14 protein-coding genes and 1 tRNA gene are annotated in these 17,204 nt (G+C 67.4%); 7 read left to right on the top strand and 8 right to left on the bottom strand.

Translation table 11 applies throughout. From position 1 onward, the window contains the following. Positions 1-326: 326 nt before the first annotated feature. Positions 327-719 (top strand): MAPEG family protein, encoded by a 393-nt coding sequence (locus tag WJ16_RS13685; protein WP_069257513.1) that lies wholly within the window; start codon positions 327-329, stop codon positions 717-719. Between the two features lie 39 nt (positions 720-758). Here WJ16_RS13685 and WJ16_RS13680 read toward each other — a convergent pair whose 3' ends face one another. Continuing rightward, entirely contained in the window at positions 759-1,676 is a 918-nt protein-coding gene (locus WJ16_RS13680; RefSeq protein WP_069257512.1) for a LysR substrate-binding domain-containing protein, read from the bottom strand. A 200-nt stretch (positions 1,677-1,876) separates the two neighbouring features. On the opposite strand from WJ16_RS13680, the gene WJ16_RS13675 reads away from it, so the two are divergent. The 4 genes from WJ16_RS13675 to WJ16_RS13660 all read left to right on the top strand — a co-directional run bounded on the left by WJ16_RS13675 (position 1,877) and on the right by WJ16_RS13660 (position 6,446). Further along, a complete protein-coding gene (locus tag WJ16_RS13675; RefSeq protein WP_069257511.1) occupies positions 1,877-3,193 on the top strand; it encodes an MFS transporter in 1,317 nt (438 codons plus the stop codon). Between the two features lie 52 nt (positions 3,194-3,245). Beyond that, positions 3,246-4,718, top strand: a complete 1,473-nt coding sequence (locus tag WJ16_RS13670) for an amidase (RefSeq protein ID WP_084636027.1) — start codon at positions 3,246-3,248, stop codon at positions 4,716-4,718. A gap of 116 nt (positions 4,719-4,834) precedes the next feature. After that, positions 4,835-6,037 (top strand): porin, encoded by a 1,203-nt coding sequence (locus WJ16_RS13665; protein WP_069257510.1) that lies wholly within the window; start codon positions 4,835-4,837, stop codon positions 6,035-6,037. A gap of 124 nt (positions 6,038-6,161) precedes the next feature. After that, positions 6,162-6,446: a PAAR domain-containing protein gene (locus WJ16_RS13660; RefSeq protein ID WP_069257509.1), complete on the top strand. Its 285-nt coding sequence runs from the start codon at positions 6,162-6,164 to the stop codon at positions 6,444-6,446. A gap of 58 nt (positions 6,447-6,504) precedes the next feature. On the opposite strand, the gene WJ16_RS13655 is transcribed toward WJ16_RS13660, so the two are convergent. Further along, positions 6,505-6,816: a cupin gene (locus tag WJ16_RS13655; protein ID WP_069257508.1), complete on the bottom strand. Its 312-nt coding sequence runs from the start codon at positions 6,814-6,816 to the stop codon at positions 6,505-6,507. A 59-nt stretch (positions 6,817-6,875) separates the two neighbouring features. Beyond that, positions 6,876-7,559, bottom strand: a complete 684-nt coding sequence (locus WJ16_RS13650) for a DJ-1/PfpI family protein (RefSeq protein WP_069257507.1) — start codon at positions 7,557-7,559, stop codon at positions 6,876-6,878. 116 nt (positions 7,560-7,675) lie between these two features. Between WJ16_RS13650 and WJ16_RS13645 the strand changes: the two genes are divergently transcribed. Beyond that, the gene (locus WJ16_RS13645; protein ID WP_069257506.1) at positions 7,676-8,647 is read left to right on the top strand and encodes a GlxA family transcriptional regulator; all 972 of its coding nucleotides are present in this window, start codon (positions 7,676-7,678) and stop codon (positions 8,645-8,647) included. A 181-nt stretch (positions 8,648-8,828) separates the two neighbouring features. After that, entirely contained in the window at positions 8,829-9,803 is a 975-nt protein-coding gene (locus tag WJ16_RS13640; protein ID WP_069257505.1) for a LysR family transcriptional regulator, read from the top strand. An 84-nt stretch (positions 9,804-9,887) separates the two neighbouring features. Here the strand turns inward: WJ16_RS13640 and WJ16_RS13635 are convergent, their stop codons facing one another. The 5 genes from WJ16_RS13635 to WJ16_RS13615 form a co-directional block, all read right to left on the bottom strand. Then, positions 9,888-12,080: a WD40 repeat domain-containing protein gene (locus tag WJ16_RS13635; RefSeq protein WP_069257504.1), complete on the bottom strand. Its 2,193-nt coding sequence runs from the start codon at positions 12,078-12,080 to the stop codon at positions 9,888-9,890. A 562-nt stretch (positions 12,081-12,642) separates the two neighbouring features. Beyond that, a tRNA-Met gene (locus tag WJ16_RS13630) sits at positions 12,643-12,719 on the bottom strand. Positions 12,720-12,855: 136 nt separating this feature from the next. Then, a complete protein-coding gene (locus tag WJ16_RS13625; RefSeq protein ID WP_069257503.1) occupies positions 12,856-14,514 on the bottom strand; it encodes an MFS transporter in 1,659 nt (552 codons plus the stop codon). 226 nt (positions 14,515-14,740) lie between these two features. Next, the gene (locus WJ16_RS13620; protein ID WP_069257502.1) at positions 14,741-16,288 is read right to left on the bottom strand and encodes a sensor histidine kinase; all 1,548 of its coding nucleotides are present in this window, start codon (positions 16,286-16,288) and stop codon (positions 14,741-14,743) included. Positions 16,289-16,305: 17 nt separating this feature from the next. Further along, complete coding sequence (locus WJ16_RS13615; protein ID WP_069257501.1) at positions 16,306-17,034, bottom strand: response regulator transcription factor; 729 nt, start codon at positions 17,032-17,034, stop codon at positions 16,306-16,308. Positions 17,035-17,204: the final 170 nt, after the last annotated feature.

The following is a 17,204-nucleotide window of genomic DNA, read 5'->3' as shown; positions in this document are numbered from 1 at the left end:
GATGCGCCGATGCAACGGGTGTGCCCGCGGCGTGCTGTAACCCGCTCGGCGTTGCGGTGGTGCATGCCGTCGCAGCGTAACGTTTGCGCGTGTCGTGCCGGGGCACCCGTATGGCAGGTGTGTCGGCGGGCAGGCCCGAACGGTCGGGCAGGCGGGCAATGCACCGGTTTCGTGCGGGGCGACGCAGCGACAATTAGGATCGAAACCCGACCGTAAAATTGTGTCCGGCGCGCGATGCTGCTGCGGGTTTCCGTGATAGCCGTGCGTGTCGGCCGCGGGTACGATCGCCGGATGTGCGGCGCATTTCCGCTTTCGCCGGGAGTCCCATGCCGATCCATCCTGTCGCACTCGTCTGCACGGCCGTGCTCGGACTGCTGCTGTTCGGGCTCGGGCTCGTCGTCTCCGTCACGCGTTTCCGGTGCACCACCGGTTCCGGGTGCGCGGCCGACCCGACGAACGGGTTGCACAAGATCGTGCGCGCACACGGCAACACGGCCGAATACGCGCCGTTTCTCGCGGTGCTGTTTCTTTATTTCGGTGCGCACGATCCGTCGCGCACGGTTCTCGCGCTGATCGTCGCGGCGACCGCATGCCGTTGCCTGCTCGTGGTCGGATTGCTCGCGTGGCCGACGATGGCCGATCCGAATCCGGTGCGTTTCGTCGGCGCGCTCGGCACGTATCTGTGCGGTGCAGCGCTGTGTATCGCGTTGTTCGTCTGAACGACCGCACGCGGCGGCGGCATCTCGCGCGCCGCGCCGCTATCGCCACAGCAGCTTCGCGCGATCGAGCCGGCGCACGGCCTCGACGAAGCAGTGAATCAGGTAGTCGCACGCGATCGTATTCAGCGCATCGCGGCGCGTGAGCACGCCGACCGACACGGCCGGAATCGTTTCCTCCACGTCGATCGCGACCATCCGCTCGCGAATCCAGTCGATCTCCATGAACCCCTTCGGCACGCACGACACGGTGTCGGTGTGCACCGACAGCGAAAACGCCGCGCTGAACGACGTGCATTCGATGATCGGCTGCGGCGCCGGATAGCCGTGCGCGACGAACACGTCCTGCAGCAACCGGCCGATGCTTTCCGGCGACGTGTTGAGGATCCATTGCGCATCCTGCAGCTGCGCGAGCGACGTGCAGTGGCGTAGCGGATTGCTCGCGCGTGTCATCAGGATCAGTTCCGATTCGAGCAGCGGCCGGAACGTGAATTCGGGCGACAGCCGTGTCGCGTCGATGATCGCGATCACGAAGTCGAGCGAGCCGTCGCGCAGGCGCGGCAGCGCCGTGTCGAGAAAACCTTCGCGCACGTCGAGGCGGATCGTCGGCATCCGCTGGCGGAACGCGTCGAGTGCGGCGGGCAGGAAGCCGAGCGACATCAGCGGCGTCAGCGCGCACGCGAGCGCGCCTTCCTTGCCGCCCGACAACTGGATCACGTCGTCGCGCGCGTGCTGCATTTCCGCGAGGATCAGCCGCGCGCGCGCATAGATGGCCTGCCCGAAGCGTGTGAGCTGCGCGCCGCGCGCATTGCGTGTGACGAGCGGCACGCCGAGATCGAGTTCGAGTTCGCGGATCGCCTTCGTCAACGCGGGTTGCGACAGGTGGATCGCGCGCGCGGCCGCGCGCAGGCTGCCGTGTTCGGCGATGGCGGCAAGCGCCCGGAGCTGGTGGTGTTTCACGGCGTGGCGGGGGCGCGGCGGCAGTGGGGACGCTCGTATCCTACACCTCGCCGCCGCATTGAAAGCACGTGATAACCGTGCGTTATCACGATCGAAAAATGTCGCTCCGGGCTGCGTATTTTGGATGCCTAGACTGCATGCGCAGGCCGTCGAACGGGCCGCGCACACGACACGCACAACCAGTACGGAGACACACCTTCATGAAGGCGCCTCAAGCGGACAGCATGGTCGGCGGGCATGTCGGCGACGCTGCCGCATCCCCGTCCAATCGCCAGTTGATCGTTGCCGTCACGATCGGCAACGGCCTCGAATTCTTCGATCTCACCGTGTTCAGCTTCTTCGCGGTGCTGCTCGGCAAACTGTTCTTTCCGGCGGTGTCCGCGCAGCAGCAATTGCTGATGTCGGTCGCGACGTTCGGCGTCGGCTTCATCGCGCGGCCGATCGGCGGTGTCGTGATCGGGCTCGTCGCCGACCGCTTCGGCCGCTTGCCCGCGATGAACCTCACGCTCGTCACGATGGCGGTCGGCACCGGGGTGATCGGCGTGCTGCCGACCTACGCGCAGATCGGCGTCGCGGCGCCCGTGCTGGTCGTGCTCGCGCGGCTGCTGCAGGGCTTTTCGGCCGGCGGTGAAGTCGGCGTATCGACGTCGTTGCTCGCCGAGCGCGCGCCGGCGGGCGAGCGTGGCTACTACACGAGCTGGCAGTTCGCGAGCCAGGGCGCCGCGGCGCTGGCCGGCTCGCTCGTCGGCTTCCTGCTGTCGCATTTCCTCGACACGGCGTCGCTCGAATCGTGGGGCTGGCGCGTGCCGTTCGTCGCGGGCGTGCTGATCGCGCCGGTCGGCCTCTACCTGCGCGCGCGCTTCAATGCGTTCGAGCAGCACGCGCCGGCCGCGGCCGCGCGGCGTTCGTCGACGCTGCTCCGCACCGTGCTGCGGCGTGACGGCGGCGCCGTGCTGACCGCGCTCGGCCTCGTGGTCGGCGGCACGGCCGCGCATTTCATCGTGCTGTATTACATGTCGACGTACGCGATCAAGGTGCTGCACCTGCCGATGGATACCGCGCTGTGGTGCGGGATCCTGTCCGGCGCCGTGATGTTCGTTGCCGCGCCGATCGGCGGGCGGCTGTCGGACGCAACCGGCAGCAGGCGCGTCGCGCTGTGGTCGCGCATCGCGCTGACCGTGCTGATCCTGCCGGGCTTCTGGCTGATCCGCGCGGTGCCGTCGATCGCGACGCTGTATGCGGTCGTGATGCTGCTCGCCGCGCTGCACTCGATCAATGCGGGCGCGAACGGCGTGATCCTCGCCGAGCTGTTCCCGAAGAGCACGCGTGCGACCGCGCTGTCGATCGCGTATGCGGGCGGCGTATCGATCTTCGGCGGCTTCGCGCAGTTCATCGTCACGTGGCTGATCGGCGCGACCGGCAACCCGGCCGCGCCTGCATGGTACGTGATCGTCTGTGGCCTGCTGTCGCTCGTCGCGCTCGCGTTCGCGTCGGATCGCAGCGATCGCGATGCGTGACCGACTGCGCTCGCTGCTGCCGCTTCCTTCTTCCCCCTTCGCCCCGAATCGTATGAACGCCACCGTTTCGTTCTCGTCCCCGCCTGCCGACGTCGCGGCCGGCGACCTGTGCGACCTGCCCGCGCGCACGATGCTCGACCTGCTGAAGACGCGGCAGATCGGCGCGTGCGACCTGCTCGACGCGCATCTCGCGCGGATCGCGGCGGTCAACCCGCGCGTGAACGCGCTCGTGACCGTCGCCGATCCCGATACGCTGCGTGCCCGTGCGCGCGACATCGACGCCCGCTGGATGCGCGGCGAATGGCAGGGGCCGCTGCACGGGCTGCCGGTGTCGCAGAAGGATCTCACCGCGACGCGCGGCGTGCGCACGACGTACGGCTCGCGCTTGTTCGCCGATCACGTGCCGCGGCATGACGCGCTCGTCGTGCGCCGCTGCGCGAGCGCCGGCGCGCTGATGATCGGCAAGTCGAACACGCCCGAATTCGGCGCCGGGTCGCATACGTTCAACGAAGTGTTCGGCGCGACGCGCAACCCGTGGGACCTGACGCGCTCCGCGGGCGGCAGCAGCGGCGGTGCGGCCGCCGCGCTCGCATGCGGGATGAACCCGCTTGCCTGCGGCAGCGACATGGGCGGTTCGCTGCGCAATCCGGCCGCATGGAACAACGTCGTCGGCTTGCGGCCGTCGCCGGGCCGCGTGCCGCGCGCGCCGGACCTGAACGGCTGGACGACGCTCGGCGTCGACGGGCCGATGGCGCGCGATGTGGCCGATACCGCGTTGCTGCTCTCCGCGATCGCCGGGCCGAGCGGCGAGACCGCGACCGAACTCACGGAACCGGGTGCGCGCTTCGCGCTGCCGCTTGAACGCGACTTCCGCGGCAAGCGCATCGCGATGTCGCGCGGCCTGCCCGGCGTGCCGGTCGATCCGGAGATCGGGCGTGTGGTCGACGCGCAGGCGCGCGTGTTCGCGGCGCTCGGTTGCGAAGTCGAATTCGACGATCCCGATCTGTCGGATGCCGAGGACGTGTTCCGTATCGAGCGCGCGTGGATGATCGGTACGCTGGTCGACGGGCTCGACGACGCGCAGCGCGCGGTGCTGAAGCCCGAGATTCACGATGAATACCAGCTGCACCGCTCGCTCACGGCTGCCGATCTCGGCCGCATGTTCGTGCGCAAGACGCAGCTGTTCGAGCGGATGCGCGCGTTCATGCAGCGCTACGCGTTCTACGTGCTGCCGACGACGCAGGTGATGCCGTTCGACGTCGACCTGCGCTCGCCCGTGCATGGGATGAGCGCCGCAAGCGCGTCTTACATCGACTGGATGCGCGTGTGCTGGTACCTGTCGTCGACCGAGGCGCCGATCCTGTCGGTGCCGTGCGGCTTTGGCGCGGCCGGTCTGCCGATCGGCATGCAGATCGTCGGCCGATACCGCGACGACTGGGGCGTGCTGCAGTTCGGCCACGCGTACGAAGTTGCAGCCGGCCGCCGCTGGGCGCCGCCGCCGGTCGTCGCCGACGCGATGCGCTGACCTTCTTTCCCGATTCACGGCTGACCGTTCCGGTTCGCACCGGAGCAGGCCGCGCGCCTGCGGGGGACGCGCACGCCTGCGTTTTGCCATTCGACCCGCGCAATGGAGACCTTTCGATGAACAAACGGCTGTTGGCTGGCGCGGGTGTCGCGCTGATCGCGGGTGCGGCGCACGCACAGAGCAGCGTGACGCTGTACGGCATTATCGACGAAGGGCTGACCTACACGAGCAACCTCGCGGTGGCCGGCCCGAACGGTACGGTGAGCGGCAAGCCCGCGCTGCGGATGCTGGGCGGCGTGCAGCAGGCGAGCCGCTGGGGGCTGCGCGGCGTCGAGGATCTCGGCGGCGGGCTGACGGCGATCTTCACGCTCGAGAACGGCTTCGATCCGAGCACCGGCAAGCTCGGGCAGGGTGGGCTGATCTTCGGCAAGAAGGCGTTCGTCGGGCTGGCGGGGCCGTTCGGCGCCGTCACGCTCGGGCGGCAGTACGACACCAACGTCGACTTCCTCGGGCCGCTCGAGGCCGCCGCGCTGTTCGGCGGCTACATGGTTGCGCACCCCGGCGATCTCGACAACGTGAACAACGCGAACTCGACCAACAACGCGATCAAGTTCACGAGCAACGATTACGGCGGGTTCCGCTTCGCGGCGATGTACGGGGTCGGCGGCATCGCGGGCGCGGCGACCCGCAACCAGGTGTGGTCGATGACGGCAGGCTACACGCGCGGGCCGCTCGTGGTCGCGGCCGGCTACCTGAATGCACGCAACCCGAACGTGTCGTTCTTCGGCACGACCGGCAGCCCGGCCCCGACCGTGGGCGGCGTGCCCGGCAACAACATGCTGTCGCCGGTGTATTCAGGCTATGCGTCGGCGCGCACGCTGCAGGTCGCGGCGGCCGGCGGCACCTACGCGATCGGCGCGGTAACGCTCGGCGCGATGTATACGAATACGTCGTTCCGCCAGCTCGGCGACCCGTCGTCCGGCCTGAACCCCGGTGGCGTGTCCGGCAACGCGGTGTTCAACAATGTCGAGGCGAGCGTGCGCTACCAGTTCACCCCCTTTTTGTTCGGCGGCGTCGCGTACGACTACACGCGCGGCGGCGGCGTGAACGGCCGCGACGGCGCGAAGTATCACCAGGTCGCGGCGGGGCTCGACTACTTCCTGTCGAAGCGCACCGATGTCTATCTGACTGCCGTCTATCAGCGCGCATCGGGCACCGACTCGACGGGGCGGCCGGCGGTGGCCGCGATCAACGGCCCCGGCGCGTCCGCGAACGACCGCCAGTTCGAGGCGCGCATCGGCATACGGCACAAGTTCTGACGGGTGGGGTCGCGGCGAGCGGTGATATGCTCGCGGGACGCCCGCGACCGACGGGTGGATTCCGACTGCCCGCGCGCGGCTCGCTGCCGCGCGGCGCGGCGTTTCCGAGGGAAGAGCCGACAACATGAGCCGCAAATTCATTCTGAAGGGCGACACCACCGACCACGGCGGCGTGGTGCTCGAAGGGATCGCCAATTCGTCGTTCGACGGACGCGAACTCGCGTATCTCGGCGCAGCCGTGTTCTGCGCGGCGTGCAAGTCGCCGGGCGTGATCGTGTCGGATGGCGGCGAGCGGACGATGACCGTGATGGGCAAGGTCGTCGCGCTCGAACACGACCTGTGCCAGTGTCTGTGCACGCCGCAGCCGAAGCTGATCGCGTCGCAGGCCACCGGCACGATCTCGGGTTAATGCTTGCCGCACGCGGGCGCTCGTCATCCGCGCGGCATCGACACCCAGCCGCCCGCCGTCAGTCGCTGCCTTCGGTCTCGATCACGAGGATGCGTGCTGCGCCGAGCGGATGCGCGACGTGCTCGGTGCCGACCGTCGCGTGGAAGACGTCGCCCGTTTCGAGCACCGTCGCGTGCTCGACACCCGCCACGCGATAGCGCATCTCGACGCGGCCATTGAGCACCGCGAACACTTCCTCGCCATCGTTCACGTGCCAGCGATACGGCTGGTCGGTCCAGTGCAGCCGGACCGTGATGCCGTTCAGGTTCGCGATGTCGAGCGCGCCCCACGCGCGATCCGCCGTGAATGCGGCGCTCCGGATGATGTTCATCGAGGTGTTCTCCGGCGCGTATGCACGTCGCTTCCCAGTGATTTTTCCGACATTCGCATTCAGCGCGACATCGCACGCAGTGCCTGTTCGATCGTCTCCTTGCGCTTCGCGAAGCCGGCCGCCGAGCGTTCGGTGACGCGCTTCACGACCGCTGCCGGCGCCGTGTCGGGCGAACCGGCGTCGAACGGCGGCGCGGGCGCGTATTCGAGCTGCAGCTGGATCGCCTGCGCCTCTTCGTCGCCGGCCAGTTCCGCGGCGATCGTCAACGCGAAGTCGATGCCGGCCGTGACGCCGCCGCCCGTGATCAGGTTGCCGTCGCGCACCACGCGCTCGCGCACCGGCACCGCGCCGAGCGGTTCGAGCAGCGAGTGGAACGCCCAGTGCGTCGTCGCGCGTCGCCCGCGCAGCAGGCCGGCTACGCCGAGCAGCAGCGCGCCCGTGCAGACCGACGTCACGTAGCGCGCGGCCGCCGCGCGCTGCTGCACGAACGCGATCGTCTCGGCGTCGAGCAGCAGCGCGTTGATGCCGACCCCGCCCGGAATGCAGATCACGTCGAGCGGCGGGCAGTCGTCGAACGTGCAGGTCGGCGCGAGCGCGAGCCCGCTGCTCGACGCGACGGTATCGCGCGACTTCCAGACCAGATGGACGGCTGCGTCGGGCAGCGACGCGAGCACGTCGTGCGGGCCGGTGAGATCGAGCTGCTGGACGCCGGGAAACACGAGAAAACCGATATGCAGGGTCATGCGAAGACTCCGGGTGGAAGAGGGCGAACCGTTGCCGGCACGGGATGGACAGATCGATTCTAGGCGCGTAGTGTTTGGCGAAATTGCCATATCACCCACGTTTTCAGCCAATCGTCATGCCAGCCGCTCCGCGTTCGATCCTGGTCCTCGCGTTTCCCCGTGCACAGCTGCTCGACGTGTCGGGGCCGTTGCAGGTGTTTGCGTCCGTCAACGAGCTCGCGCTGGAGCGCGGCCGGCCGGCGCCGTATGCGCCGCGTGTCATCGCCGCCGATGCGGGGCCCGTCGAAACGTCGTCGGGCCTCGTCGTGATGGCGGAATCGCTGCGCGCGGCCGCGCGCCATCCCGATACGCTGATCGTCGCCGGCGGCAAGGGCGTGCACGCGGCATCGAAGGATGCGCGGCTGGTGCGCTGGGTGCGCCGGCAGGCGGCGCGCACGCGGCGCGTGGCGTCGGTCTGCACCGGCGCATTCCTGCTCGCCGAGGCCGGCCTGCTCGACGGGCGGCGCGCGGTCACGCACTGGGCGCGCTGCGACGAATTCGCGGCGCGCTATCCGAACGTGCGCGTCGAATCCGATCCGATCTTCATCCGCGAAGGTGCGCTGTGGACCTCGGCCGGCGTGACGGCCGGCATCGACCTCGCGCTCGCGCTGGTCGAGGAGGATCTCGGGCGCGCGACCGCACTCGACGTCGCGCGCGAACTCGTCGTGTTCCTGAAGCGTCCGGGCGGACAGGCGCAGTTCAGCGCGATGCTGTCGATGCAGCGCACCGACGACCGCTTCGGCGACCTGCATGCGTGGATGGCCGAGCACCTGACGGCCGACCTGTCGGTGCCCGCGCTGGCCGAGCGCGTGCGCATGAGCGAGCGCAGCTTCGTGCGCCACTATCGCGCGGCAACCGGCCGCACGCCCGCGCGCGCGGTCGAGCAGATTCGCGTCGAGGCCGCGCAGCGCCTGCTCGGCGAAACGGCCTGGCCCGTCAAGCGGATCGCCGCGCGTTGCGGCTTCGGCTCGGAGGAAACGCTGCGACGCTGCTTTGTGCGCGTGCTGGGCGTGTCGCCGCAGGGATACCGCGAGCGCTTCGTGCGGTGACGCGCCGCGTGCGGCGGTGCTCGGGGCCGGAACGCGCGTCGCACGGGACTGAACGTAAACCGGACGCTTTCCAGTCCGAAATGCCGAAACTATTCAGGATCTGAGAACAATGGATGGGGGCTTGTGCCGCGACCGTCGCGCGCTCTATTCTGTTCCGTTGGCGATTCGAAGGGGGGGCAGCATGGACCGAATCCAGGCAATGGAAGTTTTTACCCGCGTGGTCGACGCGAACAGCTTCACGCGTGCGGCCGACACGCTCGCGATGCCGCGCGCGTCGGTGACGACCATCATCCAGAATCTCGAGGCGCTGCTCGGCGTGCGCCTGATGCACCGGACGACGCGCCGGCTGTCGCTGACGCCGGAAGGTGCTGCGTACTACGAGCATTGCATGAAGATCATCTCGGAGATCGCGGAGGCCGACGCGAGTTTCCAGACCGGCAACCGCAAGCCGAGCGGCGTGCTGCGCGTCCACATGCCGAGTTCGCTCGGGCGGCGCATCGTGCTGCCGTCGTTGTCGATTTTCCGGCAGCGCTACCCGGACATCACGCTCGAACTGGGGCTTTCCGATCGCTACGTGGACCCGGTCGAGGAGGGCATCGATTGCATGATCCGGGTCGGGCCGCTCGAGGATTCGTCGATGGTCGCGCGGCGGATCGGGATGCTCAAGCGCGTGACCTGCGCGTCGCCCGATTATCTCGCGCGTCACGGCGAGCCGCACGAGATTGCCGATCTCGCCGAACATCATGCGGTGAACTTTCGTTCGAGCCACGGCGCGCGGCCGATTCCGTGGGTGTTCATGATCGACGGCAAGCCGTTCGAGGTGCGAATGAACGGGAGCGTCACGGTCAACGATTCGGATGCCTACGTGACGTGCGGGCTCGAAGGGTTCGGGATGATCCAGCCGACGTTGTTCATGGTGCTGCCGAACCTGCTCGACGGATCGCTGGTCGAGGTGCTTCCGGACTGCAATCCGAAGCCGAAGCCGATTTCGATCGTCTATCCGCACAACCGGCATCTGTCGCAGAAGGTTCGTGTGTTCGCCGACTGGATCGCGGAGGTGTTCGAGTCGACGCCGTCGCTGGAGGGTGGGGAGAACTGGCGGGGGCGGGTGGAGGCGCAGGCGGCGAAGCTGCAGAGAGGGGCGGTGGCGGCGTGAAGTGCCGGGGCGCGGCCGGGGGCTCTGTGTCGCCGGCCCCGCAGTTTTGGCGTCCAGGAGAAGCGCAGCGTCGATGCCGCGGCTTCAATTGTGGGATTGATCCGGAGCAGCGCCTCGCGTCGCACGATCGCGCAGCGCGGCGGGCAATTTCCACAGCATCAGTTCACGCGTGCCGATTGCCCACAGCGCCGAACCGTCCCACGAAAAGGCCAGCGCCTTGATCTCGCTGTCTTTGGGTAGCGACGATGCGTCTAGCTGCACGGGCGTGCGGCCCTGTGCGACGTCCCAGAGTGTCACGCGATGCTTCCAGCCGCCTGTGCGGTAGGTCGTGCCCATCGCAAGGAAGCGTCCGTTCGCAGAACGGGCGGCAGCCTTGAGGTCGTTGGCAGTGCCCAGCAGGGCCGACAGCACGTGCCCGCTCTTGAGATCCACCACGTGCATGCCGACGAAGCGCGCCCGTTTCGTGCCGGTGTACTTCATGGCAGGAGGCATGCTGCCGTCGTCGTCGAGCAGCAGCACAAAGCCTGTCGCGATCCATTGACCCTGCGGTGAGCCGAGCGGCTTGGGCACCCATTGCGCGATGCCGGCGGCGCTCACGGAATCCGGCGTGCCGAAGCGCTGGGGTAAGGCAATCGTACGCAGCGCTCGGCCGGTGCGGGCGTCCAGTTCGGCGAGCCCTTGCGAGTCCTCCGTCCAGTAGCTTCCGGAAGGCCGCCAGCGTACGGGCCAGATCAGCGCATTGCTGCCGTTGCTGATCTCGTCCATCAGCGACTGGCGTACCGACGACAGCGTGGTGACGAACGGCCATGGATTGTCGGTGCCCGGCGGCGCTGACGCCGGGCGCTGTACGGTCAGAAACTGGGAGCCGACCGGATTCGCGTCCTTCTTGCTATCCCGGAGGTCATGCCAGAAATTGGCCGGCAGATCGTCGTCGAGAATCCAGTACATATCGCTCATCTGATGAGCTCGCCAATCGGTGTCGCTCGGCCAGACGACTTCATGACGATCGACCTTGCGGCTCGCGATGTCATATCGGTACAGGCACGGCTTGCTCTTGGTGTCCGGCTGGCCGTCGAACCAGACGGCGCTGCCGTCGCCGTTGATCATCATCCGTCGGGGGCCATCCTGGCCGTGCCAGACTTCGTCCGCCTGCAACGCGCCGTTGACCGCGTGCAGCCGCCACACATACTCGTTCCAGCCGCGGTTGTCGGCGACCTGGGCGCTAAACAGCAGGCTGCCATCCGGTAGGCCGAGGATGTCGTGCGGGTACGGCAACGTGCGTTGGGACGGATCGGTCACGAACTTGTCCCAGCGGATGATTGAGGGCTTGATTGCGGGGGCGCTCTGGTCCGGCACAACCAGCTTGATCGCGGGCGGCGGCATCGACGGTGTCGACGGTAACTGCCATGCAGCAGGCGACGTGGCGATTTCCAGCTTGGCCGGCAGTGCGGACAACGCGTCGGTCAATGCCGTGAACACGTCGCCCGGGACGACGGAGATGCCGGTCCTGCTGGATTGAGTCCGGTTGCCGCTGAACACGTCCAGGTCCTGAAGTGTCAGTGCTTTCCACAGGCTGTAGTCGGGGTTGGGCCGGGAGTCGATGCGACCGAACTGAACGACCGTGGCCGGATGCCCGAATATGGCGCTGGCGTCCTGCACCCTGAGGAACAGCGCACTCCGGTACTGACCGGTGATGCCATCGCGGTGGTCCTGGCGGGCCTCCCAGAAGGCATAGGTGGTCTGCAACGCTGGCAGGTCGGAACCTAGGAACAGCCGGTCGACGCGTGCCCGTGCCTGATCCATGCGCCAGTCCAGTTCCTGTCGGGTGATCGCGCCTTGTTGCAGCGCTTGCTGCAGTTTTGGCAGCGTAGAGTGGTCGGCGATGGCCGCGCGCAGGTCCGGCCGGCGCGACAACAGCACATGGCTCCAGGGGTCCGGCAAATTCTGCAACTGCCAGCTATTGGCACTGGCTTGTACCGGGCTCGTCCGTTGCAGCACGCGCTGCACCAGCGGCTGCACCTGATCGTAGGAGGAGGAGACCAGCAGGAACACGGCTTCCGCATAAGCTTGCCGGTTCTTGCCGTTGTCCCAGATCAGGACCTGTTCGCCTCGGCGGGCGGCGACTTCGTAATCGTCGTCGTGCCCGGTATCGTGCAACTGCTCGAATCTCCAATGCAGGCCGTCGACGGTGGTGTCGGGCAGAGGGTCGGCCTGGCTCGTGAGCGGGAGTGCCAGGCCGGTCAGACACAGCAGGAAGCATGCGAGGCGTTTTTTCATCGACGTTATGCCCGGATGCAGCGGAAATTTGGACGTACCGATTCTAAGCGCGGCGTGGCGCTCATGCTGCTGTGTGCCGGGCGTCGTTGCAAGGGGTATCAACTTTTGCGCCGTTCGGTATCACTGCATACAGGCATCGGCGAGTGGATCGACTTTTTACGGAGGGATGCCGGCATCGGTTGCGTATCCCCTCGGATCTCGAAATCAATGGCTCGATCATTGTTGCCACGAGAGCGCGGGCCGGTACTTTAGTGCTGAACTGAAAGCGCGTGTCACGGATGGCTGCTGTGTTCAACCGTTCTTGCTGGCGCCGGTCATGTGCAGACACTGGTGTCGGGACGCGTGACGAGCCCGAAAGAAGGAACCGCGGCCATTCAACGCGACCGCTCGCGTTGGCGAACTCAAGTCGCGGATCGATTTCAACCGGAAGTGTGCGATTGACGATGGCCGATTGGTCGTCGCATTCGACCAGGGAGGTCCACACGGTCAATGCGATGTGACGTTTTCCGGGTGGAGCAAATGAAAAAGCCGCTGTTCCTTTCGAAACAGCGGCTCTCGCATTTGGTGGCGAATCAGGGATTCGAACCCCGGACCTGCGGATTATGATTCCGTCGCTCTAACCGACTGAGCTAATTCGCCGAAGACTTGAATTATGCAGATCGCCCGCCGGGCTGTCAACACCTTTTCCCGTCTTCCGTGAAAAAAGTTGCCGGCGGCCCGTTCCAGCCTCGTCGCGGGCGCGTTGCCTCGGACCGGCAACCGCCCGCCATCCGCATCAATCCTGCGCGTAGATGTTCGAGTCCTTCGTCTCCTTGACGAACAGCAGACCGATCACGAAGGTGGCCAGCGCGATCACGATCGGATACCAGAGGCCCGAATAGATGTCGCCCTTCGCCGCGACGATCGCGAACGCGGTCGCCGGCAGGAAGCCGCCGAACCAGCCGTTGCCGATGTGATAGGGCAGCGACATCGACGTGTAGCGGATCCGCGTCGGGAACATCTCGACCAGCATCGCGGCGATCGGGCCGTACACCATCGTCACGTAGATCACGAGGATCGTCAGGATCACGATCGTCATCGGCCAGTTGAGCTGTGCCGGGTCCGCCTTCGGCGGGTAGCCGGCCGCCTTCAGCGTCGACGCGAGCGTCTTGTCGAACGCCGCCCCCTGAGCTTTCGCGTCGGCCGCCTTGCCGTCATACGCCGGGATCACCGTGTCGCCCACCTTGATTTCGGCCAGCGTGCCGGCCGGTGCCGCGACGTTCTCGTAGTTCAGGCCGGCTTTCGCGAGCGCGCTCTTCACGATGTCGCACGAGCTCGTGAACTTTGACGTCCCCACCGGGTTGAACTGGAACGAACAGGTGGCCGGATCGGCGACGACCGAGATCGGCGCCTTCTGCGTCGCGAGTTCGAGCTGCGGGTTCGCGTAGTGCGTGAGTGCCTTGAACAGCGGGAAGTAGGTCAGCGCCGCGATCAGGCAGCCCGCGAGGATGATCGGCTTGCGGCCGATCTTGTCCGACAGCGAACCGAAGAACAGGAAGAACGGCGTGCCGATCAAGAGTGCGATCGCGATCAGGATGTTCGCGCTCGCACCGTCGACCTTCAGCGTCTGCGTGAGGAAGAACAGCGCGTAGAACTGGCCCGTGTACCACACGACGGCCTGGCCGGCGGTCAGGCCGACGAGCGCGAGGATCACGATCTTCAGGTTCTTCCACTGGCCGAACGCTTCGGTCAGCGGCGCCTTCGACGTCTTGCCTTCGGCCTTGATGCGCAGGAATACCGGCGATTCGTTCAGCTGCATCCGGATCCACACCGACACCGCGAGCAGCAGGATCGACGCGACGAACGGCACGCGCCAGCCCCAGCTGCCGAACGCCTCCTCTCCGATGAGCGTGCGCACACCGAGGATCACGAGCAGCGACAGGAACAGGCCGAGCGTGGCGGTCGTCTGGATCCACGCGGTGTAGAAGCCGCGACGGTTGGCCGGCGCATGCTCGGCGACATAGGTCGCCGCGCCGCCGTACTCGCCGCCGAGCGCGAGGCCCTGCAACAGCCGCATCGCGATGAAGATCACGGGCGCGGCGATGCCGATCGACGCGTAGCCGGGCAGGAAGCCGACCACGAACGTCGAGACGCCCATGATCACGATCGTCACGAGGAACGTGTGCTTGCGGCCGACGAGATCGCCGAGGCGGCCGAACACGATCGCGCCGAACGGCCGCACCGCGAAGCCGGCGGCGAAGCCGAGCAGCGTGAAGATGAAGGCGGCGGTCGGGTTGACGCCGGAGAAGAAGCTCTTGCTGATGTAGGCCGCGAGCGAGCCGGCCAGGTAAAAGTCGTACCACTCGAACACGGTGCCGAGCGACGACGCGAAGATCACCTTCTTCTCTTCGCCCGTCATCGGCGAGTGCGAAATTTGCCCGCCTAGGGTTGCCATGAGTCGTCTCCAAGTCCCTTGATTTAGATGTGCGGCCGCCTCGGGTAAGCGGGCCTGTCGAGGATTATTGGTACGGAAACTTACGGCGGACTGACGCGCGCCGGCAAAACGGCTGCACGTTAACCCGCGCCGAATCGTCTGCTTCGTATAGCCATCGTGCCTTCAACGTCCGGCAAGTAGCCGGTTTCGACGTTGTTGCGGCGTGCTGCGGCGGTGCGCGTCAGGGTTAATCCGGGGGCGTATCGGTCAGCGGCAGGCTGACGCGTACGAGCGTGCCGGCGAGGCGCGGCGCGTGCTGGTACACGTGATCGTCGAGCGTCAGCGTGCCGCCGTGCTGCGTGGCGATCTCGCGCACGATCGCAAGGCCGAGGCCGCTGCCGTCGCCTTCGCGGCCGAGAATCCGGTAGAAGCGCTCGACGACGCGCTCGCGTTCGGCGGCCGGGATGCCGGGGCCGGTATCTTCGACTTCGAGATGCACGACCCGCGTCGCGGGCTCGGCGCGCACACGCACCGTGATGCGGCCGCCGTCCGGCGTGTAGCGGATCGCGTTGTCGATCAGGTTGCCGAGCATCTCGCGCAGCATCACCGGATGGCCGTCGACGTCGAGCGGCGTGTCGTCCGGCGGGCCTTCGTAGCCGAGATCCATCCGTTTCGCGAGCGCGGCCTGCACCCAGTCGCGCACCGCGCGCCGCGCGAGCGACGCGATCTCGACCGGCTCGAACGTCAGCCCGCTCGCACGGTTCTCGGCGCGCGCGAGCGCGAGCAACTGCGTGACGAGCCGCGCGGCCTGCTCGGAGCTGGTCGCGATCTGTTCGAGCGAGCGCTGCACGTCGGGCGGGACCGGATGGCGCAGCGCGAACTCGGCCTGCGTGCGCAGGCCCGCAAGCGGCGTCTTCATCTGATGGGCGGCGTCGGCGATGAAGCGCTTTTGCAGCGCCATGTTCTGTTCGAGGCGGGCGAGCAGGTCGTTGAACGACGTGACGAGCGGCTCGATCTCGGGCGGCGCGCGCTGCGCCTCGACGGGCGACAGGTCGTCGGGCCGCCGCGCGCGGATGTGCGCCTGCAGCGCGTTGAGCGGCGCGAGCCCGCGCGACAGCCCGAACCACACCAACAGGATCGCGAGCGGCAGGATCACGAACTGCGGCAGGATCACGCCCTTGATGATGTCGTTCGCGAGTGCGTTGCGCTTGTCGAGCGTTTCGCCGACCTGCACGAGCACGGGCTGCGTGCTGTCGGATCGCGGCAGCGCGACCGTCGTATAGGCGACGCGCACGTCGTTGCCGCGCAGCAGGTCGTCGCGAAACATGACGACGCCGGGCGGCGGCCGGTCCTCGTCGCGCGGCAGCGGCATGTCGGCTTCGCCCGCGACCAGCTCGCCGCGCGTGCCGAGCACCTGGAAGTAGACGCTGTCGACGTTGTCCGCGCGCAGGAAGTCGCGCGTCTGCTCCGGCAGCGTCAGCTCGGCGACGCCGTTGACCGGATGGATCTGCCGCGCGAGCACGTACGCGTTGGTCTCGAGCGCGCGATCGAACGGGCCGTTCGCGATCGTTTTCGCGACCAGATAGGTGACGGCGATGCTCATCGGCCACAGCAGCAGCAGCGGCGCGAGCATCCAGTCGAGGATCTCGCCGAACAGCGAGCGCGGGCGCGGCGCCTCGGGCTCATCGGTTTCGTCGGGCGGGGCGAACGGGTTTTCGTAGCGCGCGTCGCGCGCCTCGTCGGCGGCCGACGACGGCGCGCCGGTCGGTTGGCGGGGATGGGCCGGCGTGGCCATCGCGGCGACGCCCGGGTTCAGCGCAGCGGCGTGCCGGCCACCGCGGGCTGGGGCGCGGCCGTGTCGGTCGGCGCGGCGGGCGCGACTTTCTCGAGGCAATAGCCGAGGCCGCGCACGGTCGAGATCCGTACGCCGCTGGGTTCGATCTTCTTGCGCAGCCGGTGCACATAGACTTCGATCGCGTTGTTGCTCACTTCCTCGCCCCATTCGCACAGATGGTCGACGAGCTGCTCCTTCGACACGAGCCGGCCGATCCGCTGCAGCAGCACTTCGAGCAGGCCGAGTTCGCGCGCGGAAAGATCGAGCACGCGATCGTTCGCATACGCGATCCGGCCGACCTGGTCGAACGCGAGCGAGCCGTGGCGCACGACGGTCGGGCCGCCGCCCGCGCCGCGCCGGGTCAGCGCGCGCACGCGCGCCTCGAGCTCGTTGAGCGCGAACGGCTTGGCCATGTAGTCGTCGGCGCCGAGGTCGAGCCCCTTCACGCGCTCGTCGACGCTGTCGGCGGCCGTCAGGATCAGCACGGGAAGGTTTGAATTGCGGGCGCGCAGGCGCTTGAGCACGTCGAGCCCGGACATTTTCGGGAGCCCGAGATCGAGGATCAGCAGGTCGAAGGTCTGCATCGACAGCGCGGTATCGGCGTCGACGCCGGTCTTCACGTGGTCGACCGCATAGCCCGATTGGCGGAGTGACCGGGTGAGGCCGTCCGCGAGTATGCTGTCGTCTTCCGCGATGAGAATTCGCATGGTGCTGACCGATGGCCGGCAGGGCGTTCGCGCCGGCCGGCTGTCTCCGAAGTTATTCGTATACAACGCAGCCTGCATTGCGGGCTTGCACAAAACACTGTTTTTTTATACAGTGTCTGCATTCGTGGGCAGCGCTTGATAGCGGGCGCGCCTCTTACAGACGCTGCTCA

The sequence above is a fragment of the Burkholderia metallica genome (assembly GCF_001718555.1).
GTDB lineage: Bacteria > Pseudomonadota > Gammaproteobacteria > Burkholderiales > Burkholderiaceae > Burkholderia > Burkholderia metallica.
Note: the sequence above shows the minus strand (reverse complement) of the source record. Positions and strands in the feature narration are given on the sequence as shown.